We start from the raw sequence: 19,553 nt of genomic DNA, 5'->3' as shown, positions 1-19,553 counted from the left end.
AATCCAGGCATCGAAACAATGCCTCATTTTATACGTAAACAAGCCCATTCGCGGCTGCGGAATATTAATTTGGTTAGTTGAACAAAGTAAACGTACGCCTACTTATTGTTTAACGATGCCAAATAGGTATCTTTAAATTTTCATGCCTTTAGCTTAAAAGGCAACACTTTATTATCAAATGAAAAAAGCACTGGTTATTGGATGGTTGTGTATTTTATGCATGGCTATTGGCGGCATTTTTTGGTATAACGATTATGTTTACAGCCTGCCAACACCGGTACCTGCCAATTACCAGTCGGTAGCCAATGGTAAACATATTGATATCCCATCGCAATTAAAGTTTAGCAACCATAAACCGGTATTCCTGCATTTTTTTAATCCCGACTGCCCATGTTCGCGGTTTAATATCGCCCACTTTAAAACGTTGGTAAAGGAGTACGGCAACCAGGCCAACTTCGCGGTAATATTGATGACCGATAAGTATTATACCGCGGCGCAGGTTAAGCAAAAGTTTAATATTGATGTACCCGTGGTTATTGATGCGACCCTGGCTGTTAAATGCGGGGTATATTCAACGCCGCAGGCCGTATTGTTAAATACCGGCGGCAACCTGTATTACAGGGGCAATTATAACAGCAGCCGCTATTGCACCAATGCCAAAACCGAGTACGCCCGTATGGCTTTAACTGCCTTGCTGCAAAACAGTCAACCTATTGCATTTAACCCCTTGGCTTTAAAGGCCTACGGCTGCAGCCTGCCAGGCTGCAAAAAATAAACCAACCTTTAATGTTCATGGAAAACGCCGCTATTGAATACCAACTTTACAGTAACACCTTAAAAGCCGAAGTAAAAAAACGATCTGATAGATTGATGGACTTTTTTATGGGTGGCTATTTTATAGTTGGCTTGCTGCTGGCCGGCTTTTATGACACCTGGTTTATTGCCATCAGCATTAGCAGTTTGGCCTTGCTGGCCTATTACTCAACCCGGTTTTTACTACCCCGGTCAAACCTGTACCAATACGTTTTGAGCGGGGTAATGGCGGTGTTTATGGCGCAGTTTATTTATGAGATGCATGGCATGTTTGAGATGCATTTTTTCGCGTTTATAGGTAGCGCCCTTTTAATAACCTATCAAAACTGGAAACTACAGCTCCCCATGCTTATTGTGGTGGGCATACACCATGCCTTGTTTGCCTACCTGCAAAACTCGGGTGTTGGCGGTATTTTTTTCACGCAGCTCAACTACTTTGATTTGCAAACGTTTGTGATCCATATTTTGTTAACAACCGTTATATTTTTTGTGTGCGGTTTGTGGAGCTTTCAGCTTAACCGGGCAAGCGAAAGGCAGGTGGCGCAAACCATTCAAATGAAAGAGCTGCAGCAGGAAGCCATGCTGAGCCAGGAGCGCAAAGAGAACCAGGAAAAACTGCAAAGGCTTAACCGGGAGCTTATTGAGTTTAACCAACAGCTGGATGGGTCACGCCGCGAAGCCGAGGAAGCTAACCAGGCCAAGAGCGTGTTCCTTGCTACCATGAGCCACGAAATACGCACGCCGATGAACGGGGTTATCGGCATGTCGACCCTGCTGGCCGAAACTGCCTTGTCAGATCAGCAGCGCATGTATACCGAAACCATTACCAATTGCGGTGAAAGCTTGTTAACAGTAATTAACAACATTCTGGATTTTTCGAAGATAGAAGCAGGTGGTATGGAACTGGAGCATGAGGATTTTCATTTGCGGCTTGCTATTGAGGAGGTACTGGATATATTTAGCACCCGCGTAGCCCAAACGGGTATTGAAATTGGTTATTTTATTGAAGAAGGAGTTCCGCCCCAGTTAGTTGGCGATAAGGTGCGCCTGCAGCAGGTACTTACCAACTTAGCGGGCAACGCCGTAAAGTTTACTTTTCAGGGCGAGGTAATGATATTTGTAAACCTGCTGGATGATACCGATCCTGAAAACCTCATATTGAATTTCGAGATCCGCGATACCGGCATTGGCATTCCCGAAGAGAAAAAAGAACGTCTGTTTAAAGCCTTTAGCCAGGTTGATTCATCAACCACCCGCAAATATGGCGGTACGGGATTGGGGCTGGTGATATCAGAGAAACTGGTTACCCTGATGGGCGGCCGGATAAACGTAAGCAGCGTGAGCGGCAGCGGATCGGTTTTTTCGTTTACCATGGCTACCAGCGTTGGGGTTAAAAAATTGCAGCCTTATAGGGAGTACGATATGACCACACAGGAGGGTAAACGTATTTTAGTGGTAGATGATAACTTAACTAACCGCCATATCCTGGAAATTCAGCTTCAAAACTGGAAGCTGAAACCCGAAACGGTATCGTCGGGCGATGAAGCCCTGATATTGCTTAAGGATAATGCCGACTTTGACCTGGTGATCACCGATGCGCAAATGCCAAACATGGATGGTGTAACGCTATCACAGCAGATTAAGGCGATGTATCCCGGTTTACCTATTATTTTGTTAAGCTCCATTGGCGACGAAAAAAAGAACAAAAAGCACAATATTTTTAGCTTTATACTTACCAAGCCCATTAAACAACATGCTTTAAGCAAATACATTTTGCACAGCCTGCAACCCCGGCCGGAAGCCGGCGCGGGTACCACCCAACACAAAATTCCCGTTGAGTTTAGCCATAAATATCCGATGAATATTTTGGTGGCCGAGGATAACGTGATAAACCAAAAAGTAATATTGCATATGCTGATGAAAATGGGTTACCAGGCGGCCATTGCAGCCGATGGCAGCGAGGCCGTAAAACTAACTTTACAAAACTCATATGATCTTATCCTGATGGATATGCAAATGCCCGTGATGGATGGGATTGAAGCCACCCAACTGATTAGGGCGCGCAACATTAAACAACCCGTAATTATTGCCCTTACGGCCAACACCCTCAAAGGCGACCGCGAAGAATGCCTTGCCGCCGGCATGGATGATTATATTGGCAAACCCATCAAAATAGATGACCTGGTGGGTAAGCTGGAAAGCTGGTACCTGGCGAAGGTATAGGACTTTGAGGTGTGAGGGTCGGGGTGCGGGGGGCCAGATGCGAGATGCTTGCTTGACGTTATGCAGAGTTGTAAAATTTCGCGGAATTCTGAAGCTGGAATGACACTATACAGCTATGTAATTGCGAGTTATAAAATCCCGCGGACTGTGAAGGTGGAAATGACAATCACCTTTACCCCCACTATCATGCTTAACTTGTTTCAGCACCCCAATGCTAAGTATACTTCATGCGGAAAACCCGTGTTGTGAGGCCCTGAAACAAGTTCAGGATGACTTCCTTTTTTATAACTTGTTATGGGTAGGTACGAAGCAATCGCGAACCATACAGAGCGGGTTTGCATGCGTGCGATTGCTTCGTATCTTATAATGACGTGATTGTAAGTTATTGATTATCAAATATATTTTTGTAGAGAGGTAATCTTTTGCGTCTCTACACAAGCGCGTTAACGATGTCATCACTATTTTTTTCAGTTGCGCCTGATGGTTACTCGCAATGACGTAATTGTAAGTCATTGATCATCGATATATAAAAAACCGTCATTGCGAGGAGGAACGACGAAGCAATCCCCTACTTACAGAGCGGATCTGCAAGCGCACCTGCCTATTGGGGATTGCTTCGTTCCTCGCAATGACGATTCAATAAATAACCTCATCATTTTTTTTTCAGGTGCGCCTGATGGTTACTTATAATGACGTCCACGCAAGTTGTTGATTATCAAATATGTTTTTTTTGTAGAGACGCAATATTTTGCGTCTCCCGCTATACAGAGTGGATTTGTGAGATTTTAAATTTGCGTGTTGCATTTGCACGCGGGAGACGCAAAATGTTGCGTCTCTACACAAGCGCGTTAACGATGTCATCACTATTTTTTTCAGGTTTATCCTTGATCGATACTCGCAATGACATGACTACTGAGCGGATAACTACAACCGTGACCTTAGTTATTTTTAAACTTTTAACAAATTGCGCTGTACCGCCTCAAAAATATCGCGAAGCCGCTGCCTTTTTTTGAGGGTGCGGTTGCGGTGGGTTTGCTTAATTAAAAGGATAGGCTTTTGCACCATAGGTAGCTCAATCAAATAATCGCCATGGCGTTTTACCCCGCTGCTGTTAAGCCAAAACTGATCATAGATAGCGTAATATCGCTCGTGCTCGTTGGTTAATTTAGCTGTAAGCTGGTTATCGCAGCCAACGCAAATTGCTTTGGTTATGCCAAAATCAACTGCTGCGGCCTCCAATACTTTCAGTAAAATAGTGGCCATATTATTATCACTAAAGTATTTTGTGGCGGCGTATGCGTTTTCGACCTGGTTACCAACGCGCTGCAAACAGGATATAAAAACGATGTTCTCATCTTCAAGATCAAAAACATCGCCAGGGGCAAATGAAAATAACAAGGATGCTACTTTTTGTTTATTCATTTCAAATACCAGGGACAACGAGCCCTCAAATTCAAGCGCTTCACTTGGCGCAAGTATCACCCTATACTGGTTTTGCTCATGTTGTTCTGCATAAAAAACAATACCGCCGTTATACAATTGACTTAATTGCTCCCCGATAAAAACCTTTCGTAAAAAACCATAGTGGTGTGCAAGTATCTTACGTTTATGGCGTGTGGTAATAGCCCCCGACAGGTACGAAAAAAGATACATCACAGAAGTTTTGAAAACTGGCCTACCAGGCGGCGCAGCTCTTTTTAATATCTGCACCAGCGCCCGGTGTTGTTTCAAATTTGACAACGCCCTCTTATTCCATATAAAATGCAGTGATAGTACTCGGGCAAGCCTGCACCATTTTTTCATATATCCCATTTACGTTTTCAGAATATTTAACTAATAGGATCAATGATTTATAATTGATAAAGTTTTTTTCTTGAAAATGTTTTACATTAGTGACATTTAATGTCACCCGGTTGGGAAATAACACTTAGAAACATCCTGCAATACCTGGTGAGCAAAAGAGCACCATCGCATCACAAGGCTTCCATGCTGATACTTTTACAGCATTTTATATTGATAAATTGGACGAATTTGGATTTCAATCCCGATATCCGCTATCTTGTATCGTTATGAAAAACAGCACAGCTATTGCGTTTATATTATTCATTTTTTGCGGGCTGCAAAGCATCGCGAAAGCAAAACCTACTGACACCCTTTTTGCTGCCGATCTGAAGCCATTGGGCCGCACTATGATTAACGATAAGCACAATTTAGAGCTGATCACCTCTGCCGCGCATTTTGGGTTCCGTTTTAAGGGTACCGAATGTGCCGTATATGTAAGCATTGCAAACGCCGGCGAACATAATTACCTGCAATATGAGCTGGATGGCGTGTATCAAAAGAAGATAAGGATTGAAGGGAAAGGGAGTGCAAAAGAGCCTTTAATTATAAAAGCTACGGGTAATGGCCTACACCGCGTTTGGATCTATAAGGCTACAGAGGCGCATACCGGGGCTTTAATATTTTCAAAAATCGCGGCGCATGATATCAAAAGCCTGGCAATAACCAAACTACCGTTGATTGAATTTATAGGTAACAGCATTACCTGTGGGGCAGCGGCCGATGATTCGGAGATTCCCTGCGGTACCGGCGATTACCACGATCATCACAATGCCTATATGGCTTACGGCCCAAGCGTATCACGAAAATTAAACACGAATTTTGTTTTGGCCAGTGTAAGCGGTTTTGGCATTTACCGCACCTGGAACAGGGATACACCATCTATCCCGCTGGTTTATGAAAATACCAACTTCCAGGTAAACAGCACGCAAAAGTGGAATTTTAAAACCTACACGCCCCGCATCGTAAGCATCGCTTTAGGCACCAACGATATGAGTAAAGGCGATGGCACGCCGCGGGCCGCGTTTGATACCGCTAAGTTTGTGGCCACCTTTGTAGATTTTGTTAAGCTGGTAAAATCAAAATATCCCAAAGCGCAAATAGCCTTGCTATCCAGCCCGATGATGAAGGATACCTCCAGGGAGATTTTACAAAGATGCCTGACCAACATCAAAAAACAAATTGATGCTGCCTACCCCACAGATAAATCCGTAGCCACCTTCTTTTTTGAACCGATGGATCCACATGGCTGCAGCGGGCACCCAAGTGTGGCCGATCACCAGGTTTTGGCTAAGGAGCTTGAACCGTTTTTTGCAGGGTTGTTGAAGTAATAGGGGCTATTTCAGTACCAGGGTTTTCTCATTTACCCCATCAGCAAAATCGCCGGTGCGGGCAAACTGCCAGCCTTTGGTTTGCGCCCATTCGATAAAATTTTTGATGCGGGATACAAATGCGTCGCCAGAGTTTTTGGCTACGTAACCGGGAACGCCAAACCGATCTGGCTGGTGCAGATCTGTAAACTCCCAGGGGTGAAAATACAGGTTAAGATAACCATCCTTACGGTAAGCAGCTGCCGCGAAGCTTTTGATTAACGGCATTGGCAAATTATGAAAGCTAAGCCAAAACAATGGAAACCTGATCACCGGCGATACCGACGCGGGGATCTGCAATACATCGTGATCATAAAACCAGGTGCGTGGCTTGCCGAAATTATTGTACCGTCCCGGGATCCAGGTGGGGTTGATGGATGAGTTGTAGGTATAGCCGGCCTTCTGAATTTCGGCCTCGTCTACAGGCATCATTCTTGCCATCCGGAAGCCGGTTACTTCAGTTCCAGAGAGTTGCTCTAATGCCAGTTTGGATTGCTTTAAATGCTCCGGTTTAAATTCGGAATGATAATACCCATGCGATGCAATTTCATGCCCCTCACTTACTATCCGGGCAATTACATCGGGCTGGTTAATAGCATAATTGGCGGTGCAAAAAAAGGTGGCTTTTATATTTGCAGATTTCAGCATCGCCAAAATGGAATAGGTACCTGTTGTGGAGATACTCAATTGCTCGTTAAAAGGCAGTGATTTGCCGTACTCAAACGGCAAATCAAACTCTTCAACATCAAATCCTAATAAGATCATTATTTACAGCAACAAAATTGGTAGACCGAATGATATAATTGGGGCGATGTTTAGATTGCATAAATATTTTACCCACGTAAACGCCTATGATGCCCAACACCAGCAACTGCAAACCACCAAAAAAAGCGATAGTTGCCATAATTGACGCCCAGCCCGAAACCGCGTAGCCGGCAAAATAGCTGATGAGCACATATGGAATATACAATATAGCCAATGCCGATACAAATAAGCCTATCCCTGTTACCACGTAAAGCGGGCGGGCGCTAAATGCCATGATGCTGCTTACAGCCAGCTTAACCAGGTTAAAAAACGAATAGCTTACTTCGCCGGTATGCCTTTTTGATGGGGTGTATGGCAAGCCTATTTGTTTAAAACCGGTCCATTTGATAATGCCTCTTAAAAAGATCTCGTATTCATCAATAGCCTTAAGCTGTTTTACCACCTTGGCGTCCATCAGCCTGAAATCGGCCGTACCATTTTCCAGCTGAATGTCTGATAGCATATTGATCCCTTTATAAAACATCTTCGAAGTTGCCTTTTGATATTTTTTGGCGTGGGGGTTGGCGTTTTTACGATAGGTGTATACAATATCATAATCATCTTCCCAAAACCGCAGCATAGTCAATATCATTTCTGGCGGGTGCTGCATATCGGCATCCATGGTAATTACGGCATCGCCTTTGGCCAGGCCTATACCGGCTTTAAGGGCATGATCTTTACCAAAGTTTTTTGAAAGCTCCACATAGTACACATTGCTGTGCATGGCCGCATTAAACTTAATTTCGTTAAGTGTATTGTCGCGACTCCCGTCGTCAACAAAAATCACCTCATATTCATAATTGGTGTTACTCAACGTTTCGCCGAGTTGCTCAATTAAGAAGCTGATATTTTTTTCCTCGTTATATGCAGGTATAACGATAGAAATTCGCTTTTTTAAATCGTAAATCATTAATAGTTTCGGTGCTAATTATGACAGGTTGTGTGGGCTCAGCTCGTTATATTTTCGATACTAAATGCATTATTGTGTTACAAGGTTGTTACGATAAACCTGGTTACAACATTACAGCAGGGTTGTAATAAACTTATAATGGGGAGATAAGGCCCATCCATAAATCGCAATTTGTAACTTGGTTGTTACAAACTTATATAATTATCGCATGATTTTTACAAACAACTTTACAATTATTTTGTATTTTTTTAATAAATGACACAAAACTGTCATTGAAACGATTTACGCCACGTTAACTTGCTTTTGAACTGAAAAATTGCGTGTGTAGGTTTCATAAATAATTTTGAGCCAGATCAAAAAACAAGGCAGTGCTTTTAGCCGATACGGCATCACATAATGCACACGCACATATTTGGGGAAAAGATCTGAAGGCGAAAGACTGGTTAATAATAGCGCGGCTACAAACAGCACAATCTCATACCAGGTAACCGGGCGCTTTAAACACATAAACCATATGGCTACTCCCGGAAAAGCGATGATATAAGTACTCGACTCGGCCGAGCTGCTGAAGATAACGGTAAAAATTAAGGCCGATGCCAGGATAAGCAACTGGTACTCGGTGATCTTGTAGCATTTGATCCTTAGGTACGAAAGGCCGAAGAGTAGTATGGCGGGTGCTATTACATAAATATTTTCCAGCCCGGGCCAATGTAATATCTTGCGTAAAAAGCCCATCACACTAATGCCTTGCATGGTTGATGTGGCGTTGGCGTTGTTTTTTGCAATCAGATCGATATACCAATCATGATAGGTTTGAACAATAAATGCCGGCGATGAGATAATCATCGGCAGTAAAAACAAAACTACCGACCAGAAAATAAGCCCGGCGATAAATTTTAGTTTGTTATTCGAGAAGAAGAAGAACGCCAATCCCACAATACCATAAAGTTTGATGAAGGTACCCAGGGCGATCATGAGCGCGGCCCAGAAATCCTGTTTGCGTTTGATGAAAGCGAAGCTTAAAATGATGAGCCCGGCAACCATAGGATTACTTTGCAAATTGGCCGATGCCGTTAACAACTCATGCGCACAAATGAGTAAAACTACCACATATTGGTTTTCTTTTAAAGGCAATAATTGAATAGCCTTAAACAGCACAAAAGCATTAAACATTACCCACAATACTACACCTACGTTGTCGGGAAAAAGCGTAAAGGGGGCAATAATGAGCGAGAATACCGGGCCGTAATGGTTCAGATCAAAATACTGCTGCGGGTATTCTGCAAACAGGTTCTGCTGGTGAATGGTGTGTATAAAGTTATACTTAAAAACCTGGTAATTATTGTATGACGCGTGGATAAGCACACCTTTAACCACCATAATAAAGCTTAGGCCAAACCATAAAGCAAAAACAAGCGGTTTGTTATAAATGAGATTGGAGAGCTTTTTCATTAACCAGGTTTGAGATAAGTCGCGAATATACAAATCCGGCAAACATTAGTAACAAAAATAATACATTGAGATGTGTGGTCTTGGAAATAATAACATGAAACACCTGCAACGTAAATAATACATTTTGAACACATACTAACCGCCAACGCACAACGTTTTTGGGGCTGACTCCTTATTAAATTAAACTATTTGATTGATGAACAAACAAGTTAACCTTGCCCAAATTCGCTATAACACCGATAGCAACGGCTGTGACCAATGCTGGCGACTGGTACTGGATGGTGAAGAGATCCTGGTAGAAGCCGTAAACATACAAGCCCCCGTTTTTACCTCCCGCGACTGGATAGAAGCTATCAGTAAATTCAAACACCATATTTCTGTTGAACGTTGCCACATACATGTTGATGAGGCAGGCGTGGCGCTGATTACGGCGGGGGAATAGATAATCTCCTCTCCCTCGCCGTTGCGAGTTGCAAAATCCGCGGACCGTGAAGGTGGAAATGACGCCAATAAAAAAAGGGGCATGCTGAGTTGTAAAATCCGTGAGCCTCTAAAGGGTAAATGACGTACCAAACAGTCCTCTCCACCCTGTCATGCTGAGTTATAAAATCCCGGGCCTCTGAAGGTGAAAATGACAAGGCAACTCGAAACCCAATGTCATGCTGAACTTGTTTCAGCACCCCATTTTCTAAGTATACATCATGCGGGTCACCTGTCCTGTGGGGTCCTGAAACAAGGATGACTTCCTTTTTTATAACTTGTCATGCTGAGGCACGAAGCATCTATTAGCGAACTTTTCAGGGCGAATAAGCAAGGCGTAGAATAGATCCTTCACTATGTTCAGGATGACAAACGTGTTTTACAATACGTCATGGGTAGGCACGAAACAATGACATGGTCCCTATAGCCCTTTCCCTATAACCCTGTCCCCGTCGGGAAAAACACATTTACACTTACCGGCAGCTTACCCGTTGGCTTTAAATTACCGGATAGTATCTTGGCTACCGCCTTTTGCATTTCGGGACTATTTTGGTAGCACACCATCAGCGCGGTACTTTTTTCAATACCGGGCAAACCCGCAATGGCATAGGCGTTGGCAAATATACTCATGATGGTATTGGCACGGCCGGCCAAGTCGGCAATCATGAGCTTTACATCGCTGGTATAGTTTAGTTTGCTTGCCGGGCGCAGGCGGGTATCATGGATGCCCACTATTACCTGCTCATACTTATTTAACAAACCCAGGATATTTTTCAGTTCAACCGCTTCTGTATTTTTATCAACCATAAATATTTTGCAGTTGGGGAAACTTTTGGCCGTTTCCTGCTGAAAAACAGTTGGCGATGACACGCCGATACTTAATATAGCCGTTTTTAAAAACGGATTGAGTTTCAAAGCCGTGGGGTTGCCTTTTATTAGGGTTACCGATGCATCGCTTAACTGTTGTACCAGGTCTTTAGCTTCGGGCCTGTTCAGGTCTGCTGCTAAGTTACCGGGCAATGCGGGGCGGTATTGGTTAAGCCCGGCCCAGTATTTGGCGGCCAATACTTTTTTTACGCGGGCTTCAAATTCCTCTTTGCTTACTTTGCCCTGGCGTACCGCTTTACGGATGAGCTTAATGGCCCTATCGGAGTTTTCTGATAGTTCGATGATATCATTACCGGCAATAAACGCGCGCACATCAGCCTCGCCATCAGGAAAATACTTTACAACGCCTTTCATTTCCATGGCATCTGATACTACCAGGCCTTTAAATTTCAACGAATCTTTTAAAATGCCGGTAATAATGGGACGCGATAAGGTGGACGGTAAATGCGTGGTACTATCCAACGCCGGGATGCTCATATGGGCTATCATCACACCGCTGATACCGGCATTAATGGCTTCGCGAAAAGGGTATTCCTCCAATGAATCCAGGCGTTTGCGGGTATAAGGTAACAACGGTAAGTCAAAATGCGAATCGACGTTAGTATCGCCATGGCCCGGAAAATGTTTGGCTGTAACCAGTAAGCCGGCATCCTGCATGCCTTTAAAGTAAGCAATACCCTTTTTGGCTACATTGTACATATTATCGCCAAAAGAGCGGTAATTAATCACCGGGTTATTGGGGTTGTTGTTGATATCCATATCGGGGCCCAAATTCATTTGCAGGCCTATGCGCTTAAAATCATAGGCTATTTGCTGGCCCATTTTATAAATAAGGGTATTATCCTGTATAGCACCCAAGGCCATCTGGTATGGGTAAGATATGGTCGAGTCCAGGCGCATGCCCAGTCCCCATTCGCCGTCCATGGCTATCAGCAGTGGCACTTTGGCCAGCTTTTGATACTTGTTGCTCAAATTTAACTGCCTGCCAGGGCCACCCTGAAAAAATACCAGGCCGCCAATTTGCTGATCTTTAATCACCATGCCTACCGAATCTTCATAAGCCTGCCCTTTATTGGTATGCGCCCGCACAAATAACAACTGCGCCACCCGGTGTTTGCGGCTGAGTTTATGATAAACCGAATCGACCCAATGATTTTGTTTATCAAGACTTTGAATATAGCTTTCCTGTTGGGCAAAGCTGTTTATGGCAACAAAATTGATAGCAGTAAATAAAAGGAGGTAGGTATAAATTTTCTGTTTTGGCATGTTCAAATGTAGTGTAAATGTTGTTTTTGCCCGTTGACGGCGACACAATTATCACAAAAATTACACCGCGAATAAACCTTTGCTATAATTTTTAATCTATGACAATATAAAAACATACTAACATGAAGAAATTAATCTTTTTTACGCTCTGCTTATTTGCAGCATACACCGCTAGCGCACAAGGTTATTACGGGCCGCCCCGTCGCAGGCCACCGTACCGGGGCGAGCGCCACGAACGTCGCCAACGCGATGATGATTTTTACCGCATTAAGGTTGGTGTAACAGGCGGCTTAAACATTGCAAACACTATTGACGCCAACAACGCAAATTTCAGCACAGATGCTATTGCAAGCTTTAACGCCGGTTTAACGCTGGATATCCCTATCGCTTACCCAATTTCGTTTGCCCCAGAGATTTTGTACTCTGGCAAAGGCTATGCTGCCAATACCGAGTATGGCAGGTTTACGCAGCGTACCAATTACATTGATGTGCCCTTGTTGTTAAAAGTTAAACTGGCGCCAAACTTTAACTTTTTGGTTGGCCCGTCTATCAACTTCTTAACATCGACCAATAACAAGTACGAAACCGGTTTTCAAACAGATTACGAACACTTTTACAATAACCGCGGTGATCAAACCGACATCAGCGGTGTTATTGGCCTGAGTGTTGACCTAAGTAGAAATGTGGAATTGCGAGGCCGTTATAATATCGACCTTACCTCCAATAATCCGGATAATGACTCCTACCTGCCCAATTACCGTAACCAGGTTTGGCAAATAGGTTTAGGATTTAAATTTCAGTAAATAATAATTGCCCTTGATTTGATAAAAAGCCGCGCCGGGATTGCCGGGCGGCTTTTTTATGCTTTTACAAATACCTTTTTTACAGCTGCTTCAAACTCCTGCTGCTCATTATATAGTGCTTCGCGATAAGGGGCAAAATCGGCTATCAAAATATCGTAGTTTTCAAAGCATTGATTGATCCGGATTATAATTTCGGCGATCTGGTCCTCGTTTTTATCAAACCGATAACGTTCCGGTATGGGCATGTCCTCGGCATAAGCTGCAGAGCCATTTTTACCGATGATCATGCAGCAATGCATAATACAAGCTTCGCGCGGCATGCGTTCCTTACCGGGGTGAAAACCAAAATCAATGTATAATTTGGCTTTGTTCATGGTGGTTGCAACCTGAGCCGGCGTCATGTCTTTGATCGGCATCCAGTTTAGGGTTGGCGTTAAGCTGATGATCTGCTCCAAAAACTTATCATTCTTTACAGGATTGTATATAACGATGTTTTCTTTAGCTGCGGTTTGGTCAACGCTATCAAAAAAGGCGTTGTTCATATAATCGGATATACGGCCAACAGGTTCAATGCCGTTCTCCAGCAAATGCACCTGCGAATACCAGGAGTGGCTAATGTGCCACACATCCTTATGCCGCTTAAGCCGGGCGAAAGAAGCAGTCGGATAGCGCCCAAAGTAATTACGCAGCCAGAAAAAATTTTTATGCTTCAAGCTATTTATCAGCCCATTTTGGATAATGTGGTAGTTCACCACGCTCAACCACCAAATAATTTTCCTGATCTGTTTATGGGCTTTATCAAAAATTGGGGCTAAATGAGTTTCGGGCAAAATAATAATGTTGTGTGAATTATTTTCTAACGCATCGGCTACGGGAACCTGGTATTTTTCGTAGTTTTTATGTACGACATCAACACTATCGGGGGTAGTATAATAATACATAAACGCGTTAAAACCTATCGCTCTTAATTGAGCGCCTAACTGGTGCAGCGCTTCGGGGCCACCGGTGGCATAGCCTGCCGGGCAAAACAAATAAATTTTAGTATCGGCGTAACACTCAATAGGGTTTAACTGCTGTTTCAAAGTAAGGTAAACTGTTTTATATAAATGTACAACGTATTGTTTTAAGCACAATTACACGTTTTATTATCAGCAACAAAACTCAACAACTGTACATTAGCAATCAATATTAATTTAAGTTTTCAATTAAAAAATCATTTTTATAGGCGATACGCTGTAGCATATTAAGAAAAACTCACGTAATTGATTAAAAAGGAATAAAAATTGTATTAAAAAATCGGTTTTATTCGTTAATCTACCAATATTGATTTTTTACTGAAAAGCAGTTCTTTATGATATCAATCATTATCTCATCGGCTAATAGTGCTCATTTGCAACAAGTAAGCAAAAATATTGATACCACCATAGGCATACCGTACGAAATTATCGCCACCGATAACAGCCAGGGCCAGAAAGGCATTTGCGAAGTTTATAACAAAGCGATGTTTAAAGCCCAGTACGATATTTTATGCTTTATGCACGAAGATGTATTGATAAAAAGCCATAATTGGGGACCAACCCTCTTAGCCTTATTTGAGCAGGACCCTAAGCTGGGCCTGGTAGGTATAGCGGGTAGCAGCTATAAGCCAATTACCCCATCGGGGGTTGGTGGCATTGGCGTCAATACAAATTATACCAACATTATCCAATCTTTTAAATACCACAAAAAACGTTCGAAACATGTTTACAGCAATCCTGACAAGCAAAACGTTGCCGAGGTAGTTTGTGTTGATGGCGTTTTTATGGCAACCACTAAAAGCATAGCCGAGGAGTTTATGTTTGATGAAATTACCCTCCAAAAATTTCACGGGTACGATATTGATTTTTCATTATCGGTAAGCCAAAAGTATAAGGTAGGCGTTACGTTTGATATACTGCTTGATCATTTTTCTGAAGGCTTGTACAACGGCGCCTGGATGGAAGAAAACTTAAAGCTTCACGAAAAATGGAATTCACATTTACCTATAGGTGTAGGCTCCCTTACTTCTCAGCAAGTCGTTTATATAGAAAAATGTACTTTTAAAAGCTTCATAGATCAGCTCATTAAATTTAACTATCCAATTTCAACAGCATTTAGAATGCTTTGGAAAAATAAACGCTTTTTTCATCTGAATATCAAGCTGTTCCTTAAATTGAAATTTTATATTCTTAAAAAGTACATGTCGGTTAATATGAGTCATGCACAGGTATCGGCCTAAGCATTGTATCCCTGCTCTTTAAAAAAGAGTCGCCAAAAATCAAGGTTTTTATCACAGGCGTGGCAACCAAAAAGCAAATTACTGCTGGGTTATTTAAAATGGGGCACGGCAAATTTTCCAATCGGCCTGGCAAAAGAAAGAAGCCTGAAATAAGTTTTCATTTAAAATATATAAAGTTCAAAACTATCACTAATTACCATTTATATTTTAAAGTTCATGTTTTTAAAGCCATTAAACAACAAAGGCCTTTCGTAGCAGAGAGGCCTTTGTTGTTTATAGTGCATTTTTATCAACTACCAGGCTACGTTAGCTGTGTAGGTGCTTTTGCCATCTGTGTTCCATGGTGGCAATACTGTTGCAGAATAAGTACCAGTTAATGATACTGTTATTGTTGATTGTGAGGCTTGAAAAGTGCACAAAGTATAATCGAGCTTAGTTATATCAGTTTCAGATAAATTAATGTTTGAACCTGTTACGTAACTTAAAGTTCCATTACCTGTATTAAAAAAACCAACAGTAAAATTCATACCGGTTATCTTTTTTACGTACGATTCGGTAGATGTAGGCAGCCAATTTCCGGGTTTGTTGCCTCCTAAATATTCCTGTTTTATACGGGTACGCACGTAACATATTGACGTTTGGCCGGCAGATTCAACATAATTAAAGATCTCAAACACAAATTTACGTTGGCTGTTAGGGTCGCCGTTTCTTAAAAATTGGTGTTGATAACGAGCATCGGTTCCGCCACCAGGAAGCGACGTACTCTGTGTAGAAAGTGACCCGGATTTAACTTCTGACGAAGTAGTTATAGGCACGATGCCAGCTTTAAATTTCAATGTGGCAAGCGAGGGATCTTTTTTAATTTTATTTAATAATGCTTCATCATTATTAGAAATCAAATATTTGTACCCATTATTAAAATAAACGATAGTATCTGCTATCATATACTCACCCTTATTGTTTAAGATAGAGCCATAAAAAACAGGGAATCCAAAACTGTCATATGCTTGCGATGCAGACGAATCACTTCTTAAAGAAGTAAAATTAAAGTCTTTTTCCCAATTAAGCAGGTAACCTGCGTCTTTGTTAATTAAAGCGCTTGCTGTTTCCTTGAAAGCATCGCTGTTTTTAAATACCAACCGACCATTTTTACTGGTAACAGAGGCTACTGTTCCGTTTTTAGTTTCCGTAGCTGAGCGATTTTCCTTTTTGCAGGAAAAAATTGTTGTTGTTGCGATTAAAGCAACCATTAATTTAATAAGCAGGTTTTTTTTCATAATAGTTATTTATTTATTCGATAAATGTAAATAAATATTTCAATAAGCAACTATTAACTAATATTAAAAAATAGATAACAAATTATTACTATAATAATAAGTCTATATAAATGTCGGCTCGCTTAAACCGTAGTAAGTGGTTTATATAGAAAGGCGTACTTCCAAAAGTTTTGTAGACCAGTTCATCAAATTTAACGGCCCAATTTCAACAACGTTTTGGATACCTTGGAAAAACAAAAAAACCTTCTAACCCGATGTTAAACTCGTCCTTAAACTAAAATATTATTGCCTTAAAAAGTGGCGAGGGTAAACGGTAGCGCGGCATAAAAATGCAAATTAGCATTCGTTTTCGGGATGAACCATTACTTTTACGCCAAGCAGGAGTATTACTATGATATCAATTATTATTTCGTCGGCCAACCCGGCATTTTTACAACAGGTAACTAAAAATATAAATGACACGATTGGTATTACTCACGAAATTATAGCCACAGATAACAGCAACGGGCAACGGGGTATTTGCCAGGTTTACAATGAAGGCGTGGCTAAAGCAAAATACGACCTTTTGTGTTTTATGCATGAGGATATTTTGATAAAGACCAGCAATTGGGGAAGTGTTGTTGCAGATACATTTAATAACTACCCTAAACTTGGCTTGATTGGCCTGGTTGGCAGTGCCTATAAACCATTGGCTCCTTCGGGATGGGGCGGCGTAGGGCCGCACACACATTATACCAATATTATACAATCATATCAATACAGCGATAAGCAACCGGAGCACCAGTACCGTAACCCGGCAGATGAAAAATTAAGCCGGGTAGCTTGTGTAGATGGTGTTTGGTTTTGTACCACAAAAAACATAGCAACCCAATACCCGTTTGATGAACAAAACTTTACCGGTTTCCATGCTTATGATATCGATTTTTCGTTATTGGTAGGGCAAAAATATACGATCTGCGTTATTTACGATGTACTGATAGAGCACTTTTCAGAAGGCAATTACAACAAAACCTGGCTACTTGATACTTTAAAGCTTCATGAAAAATGGAATAGCCAATTGCCTGTAAATTATTCCTCACTAACTGGTGCAGAAGTAATTTATACAGAAAAGGCCACCTTTAAATATTTTATAAAATATCTCTCAACGTTTGGGTTGCCAATAAGTTACGCCCGTAAAATGCTTCATATAAATAACAGGTACCTGAAACTTAATTTTAAACTTTACTTAAAGCTGCAATTTTATATTTTGCTTCAATCTCTCAAATCAAAACGTGCAGGAGTTTAATTAATCGGCGTTAAAGGTTTGCATATCTATCAACCTTTTGTACAGACCGTTATGTTGCATCAGCTCCAGGTGTGTGCCTTGCTCGGCAACGGTACCCTTATCAAGCACAATAATCATATCGGCATTTTGTATGGTGCTTAAACGGTGGGCGATAATAAGCGATGTACGATTTTTCATCAGGTTATTCAAGGCATCCTGTACCAGCTTTTCAGATTCGGTATCCAATGCAGACGTTGCCTCGTCAAGCAGCATAATCGGTGGATTACTTAATACCGCCCGGGCTATACAAATGCGTTGCCTTTGTCCGCCTGATAACTTTGTCCCTCTGTCGCCGGTATTGGTATCATAGCCGTTTTCGGTTTCCATGATAAAGTTATGCGCGTTGGCAATACGTGCTGCCGCTTCAACCTGTTCTTTGGTAACATTGGTTTTACCAAAAGCTATATTGTTAAAAATGGTATCGTTAAAAAGGATGGATTCCTGGTTTACAAAACCCATTAAATCGCGCAGCGATGTTGTTTGTATTTTTTGAATGTCAATATCATCTACCAGGATTCTCCCGCTTTGAGGTTCAATAAACCGAGGGAGCATATCCATAAAGGTTGACTTACCGCCGCCCGAAGGGCCAACTAACGCGATGGTTTTTCCTTTAGGTAAAGTGAGATTGACATTTTTGAGTACTTCCTTTTCATCATACGCGAAAGAAACGTTCTCAAAATGAATCCCCTCATTAAACCTCCTTTTTACAACGGCATCCGGAGCGTCATTTATCAATGGTTTTTCATCAATAAGCGCCAGGATACGTTCACCTGCCACCAGGCCGGAATGGATATTGCTAAAGGCATCGCCTATAGCTTTTGCCGGGCGCATCAGTTGTGAAAATAAAGCGATATACGCAATGAACTGGCCGGCATCCAAATCAGATCTTTTATTAAAAATAAGATAGCCGCCGTACAGCACAACAAAAGAGATCATGGTTACCGATAACGTTTCTGATACCGGCGAAGCCAGTTGTTGACGTTTGGACATTGACCTGGTAATTTTTGAGTAGCGCACGTTTTCATCATCAAAACGTTTAATGATGAAATCCGTTGCGTTAAACGCCTTGATGATCTTGATGCCCGAAAGTGCTTCATCAAGGTAGCTGATCATATTAGCATAAGAGTTTTGCGCTGCTATAGCCTGCGAGCGTAATTTTTTTACAATACGCGATATCAGGAAGCCGGCTACCGGTATAATAAGCAATGAAATTAACGTAAGCTTTGCAGATATGATGAACAACCAGGTTAAATAACCAATGAGTAATAAAGGTTCTTTAAACACCACCTGTAAGGTACCGGTTACCGAAAACTGAACGGTTTGTACCTCCGATGCTATTTTGGACATGATATCGCCCTTGCGCTCGTTGCCAAAATAGCCCATATGTAGCTGCATTACATTATCAAATACCGCTTTACGTATCTTAAGTAAAGTGTGGATGCGCAGGCTCTCCATAATGCGTTGTGACAGATAACGAAAAATGTTACCCAAAAAAACAGCAATAACAATTACGCCGCACACAAACTTTAGAGCTCCCCATTCGCCGTATAAAACGATGAAGTGGTTGGTGTAATATTTAAACCAGCCGGATATATCAAATGTAGAAAGGTGTTTTGGATCGATAACTGCTGCTTTAGGATCGCAGGCCGAGGCCCCAACATGGAAAAGCGTATTCAGTAAAGGGCCTAACAGACCCAAAACAGAGGTACTGAACACAACATATAGTAGCGTGAAAATAATATATGGTATGGCAAATTTCTCAATTGGCCGGGCGAAAGAAAGTAGTCTGAAATAGGTTTTCATTTTTAATATAAAGTGCAAATCTAACAGTAATTAAGTAATTACCG

15 protein-coding genes are annotated in these 19,553 nt (G+C 41.8%); 7 read left to right on the top strand and 8 right to left on the bottom strand.

Annotated features, from left to right (window positions below; translation table 11 throughout):
- Window positions 1-178: 178 nt before the first annotated feature.
- Together FHS10_RS28175 and FHS10_RS28170 are read left to right on the top strand one after the other, a co-directional pair.
- On the top strand, window positions 179-775 hold the full coding sequence (locus tag FHS10_RS28175; RefSeq protein ID WP_259097475.1) for a DUF6436 domain-containing protein: 597 nt from the start codon (window positions 179-181) through the stop codon (window positions 773-775).
- 17 nt (window positions 776-792) lie between these two features.
- Window positions 793-3,036 (top strand): response regulator, encoded by a 2,244-nt coding sequence (locus FHS10_RS28170; protein ID WP_259097473.1) that lies wholly within the window; start codon window positions 793-795, stop codon window positions 3,034-3,036.
- A gap of 948 nt (window positions 3,037-3,984) precedes the next feature.
- On the opposite strand, the gene FHS10_RS28165 is transcribed toward FHS10_RS28170, so the two are convergent.
- Window positions 3,985-4,839 carry a DUF535 family protein gene (locus tag FHS10_RS28165; RefSeq protein ID WP_259097472.1) on the bottom strand — a complete coding sequence of 285 codons (855 nt, stop codon included), beginning with the start codon at window positions 4,837-4,839 and terminating at the stop codon, window positions 3,985-3,987.
- A gap of 266 nt (window positions 4,840-5,105) precedes the next feature.
- Between FHS10_RS28165 and FHS10_RS28160 the strand changes: the two genes are divergently transcribed.
- The gene (locus FHS10_RS28160; protein ID WP_259097471.1) at window positions 5,106-6,206 is read left to right on the top strand and encodes an SGNH/GDSL hydrolase family protein; all 1,101 of its coding nucleotides are present in this window, start codon (window positions 5,106-5,108) and stop codon (window positions 6,204-6,206) included.
- Window positions 6,207-6,212: 6 nt separating this feature from the next.
- Here the strand turns inward: FHS10_RS28160 and FHS10_RS28155 are convergent, their stop codons facing one another.
- The 3 genes from FHS10_RS28155 to FHS10_RS28145 all read right to left on the bottom strand — a co-directional run bounded on the left by FHS10_RS28155 (window position 6,213) and on the right by FHS10_RS28145 (window position 9,411).
- Window positions 6,213-7,010 (bottom strand): polysaccharide deacetylase family protein, encoded by a 798-nt coding sequence (locus FHS10_RS28155; RefSeq protein WP_259097470.1) that lies wholly within the window; start codon window positions 7,008-7,010, stop codon window positions 6,213-6,215.
- Window positions 6,991-7,959 carry a glycosyltransferase family 2 protein gene (locus FHS10_RS28150; RefSeq protein ID WP_259097469.1) on the bottom strand — a complete coding sequence of 323 codons (969 nt, stop codon included), beginning with the start codon at window positions 7,957-7,959 and terminating at the stop codon, window positions 6,991-6,993. Before FHS10_RS28150 ends, FHS10_RS28155 begins: the two co-directional genes overlap by 20 nt.
- 282 nt (window positions 7,960-8,241) lie before the next feature.
- Complete coding sequence (locus FHS10_RS28145; protein WP_259097468.1) at window positions 8,242-9,411, bottom strand: glycosyltransferase family 87 protein; 1,170 nt, start codon at window positions 9,409-9,411, stop codon at window positions 8,242-8,244.
- A gap of 196 nt (window positions 9,412-9,607) precedes the next feature.
- On the opposite strand from FHS10_RS28145, the gene FHS10_RS28140 reads away from it, so the two are divergent.
- Entirely contained in the window at window positions 9,608-9,853 is a 246-nt protein-coding gene (locus tag FHS10_RS28140) for a hypothetical protein (RefSeq protein ID WP_259097467.1), read from the top strand.
- A gap of 473 nt (window positions 9,854-10,326) precedes the next feature.
- On the opposite strand, the gene FHS10_RS28135 is transcribed toward FHS10_RS28140, so the two are convergent.
- The gene (locus tag FHS10_RS28135) at window positions 10,327-12,045 is read right to left on the bottom strand and encodes a glycoside hydrolase family 3 protein (RefSeq protein WP_259097465.1); all 1,719 of its coding nucleotides are present in this window, start codon (window positions 12,043-12,045) and stop codon (window positions 10,327-10,329) included.
- Window positions 12,046-12,167: 122 nt separating this feature from the next.
- Between FHS10_RS28135 and FHS10_RS28130 the strand changes: the two genes are divergently transcribed.
- Window positions 12,168-12,848, top strand: coding sequence for a porin family protein (locus FHS10_RS28130; protein WP_259097464.1), 681 nt, complete (start codon window positions 12,168-12,170; stop codon window positions 12,846-12,848).
- A gap of 56 nt (window positions 12,849-12,904) precedes the next feature.
- On the opposite strand, the gene FHS10_RS28125 is transcribed toward FHS10_RS28130, so the two are convergent.
- The gene (locus FHS10_RS28125; protein WP_259097463.1) at window positions 12,905-13,930 is read right to left on the bottom strand and encodes a hypothetical protein; all 1,026 of its coding nucleotides are present in this window, start codon (window positions 13,928-13,930) and stop codon (window positions 12,905-12,907) included.
- 269 nt (window positions 13,931-14,199) lie between these two features.
- On the opposite strand from FHS10_RS28125, the gene FHS10_RS28120 reads away from it, so the two are divergent.
- On the top strand, window positions 14,200-15,105 hold the full coding sequence (locus FHS10_RS28120) for a glycosyltransferase (RefSeq protein WP_259097461.1): 906 nt from the start codon (window positions 14,200-14,202) through the stop codon (window positions 15,103-15,105).
- A gap of 293 nt (window positions 15,106-15,398) precedes the next feature.
- On the opposite strand, the gene FHS10_RS28115 is transcribed toward FHS10_RS28120, so the two are convergent.
- Window positions 15,399-16,382: a hypothetical protein gene (locus tag FHS10_RS28115; RefSeq protein WP_259097460.1), complete on the bottom strand. Its 984-nt coding sequence runs from the start codon at window positions 16,380-16,382 to the stop codon at window positions 15,399-15,401.
- A gap of 391 nt (window positions 16,383-16,773) precedes the next feature.
- On the opposite strand from FHS10_RS28115, the gene FHS10_RS28110 reads away from it, so the two are divergent.
- Window positions 16,774-17,667, top strand: coding sequence for a glycosyltransferase (locus FHS10_RS28110; RefSeq protein WP_259097457.1), 894 nt, complete (start codon window positions 16,774-16,776; stop codon window positions 17,665-17,667).
- On the opposite strand, the gene FHS10_RS28105 is transcribed toward FHS10_RS28110, so the two are convergent.
- The gene (locus FHS10_RS28105; RefSeq protein WP_259097455.1) at window positions 17,668-19,509 is read right to left on the bottom strand and encodes an ABC transporter ATP-binding protein; all 1,842 of its coding nucleotides are present in this window, start codon (window positions 19,507-19,509) and stop codon (window positions 17,668-17,670) included.
- Window positions 19,510-19,553: the final 44 nt, after the last annotated feature.

The organism is Mucilaginibacter dorajii (genome assembly GCF_024808255.1).
Taxonomy (GTDB): domain Bacteria; phylum Bacteroidota; class Bacteroidia; order Sphingobacteriales; family Sphingobacteriaceae; genus Mucilaginibacter; species Mucilaginibacter dorajii.
The sequence above is the reverse complement of the archived record's forward strand: the minus strand, read 5'-3'. Positions and strand labels throughout refer to the sequence as shown.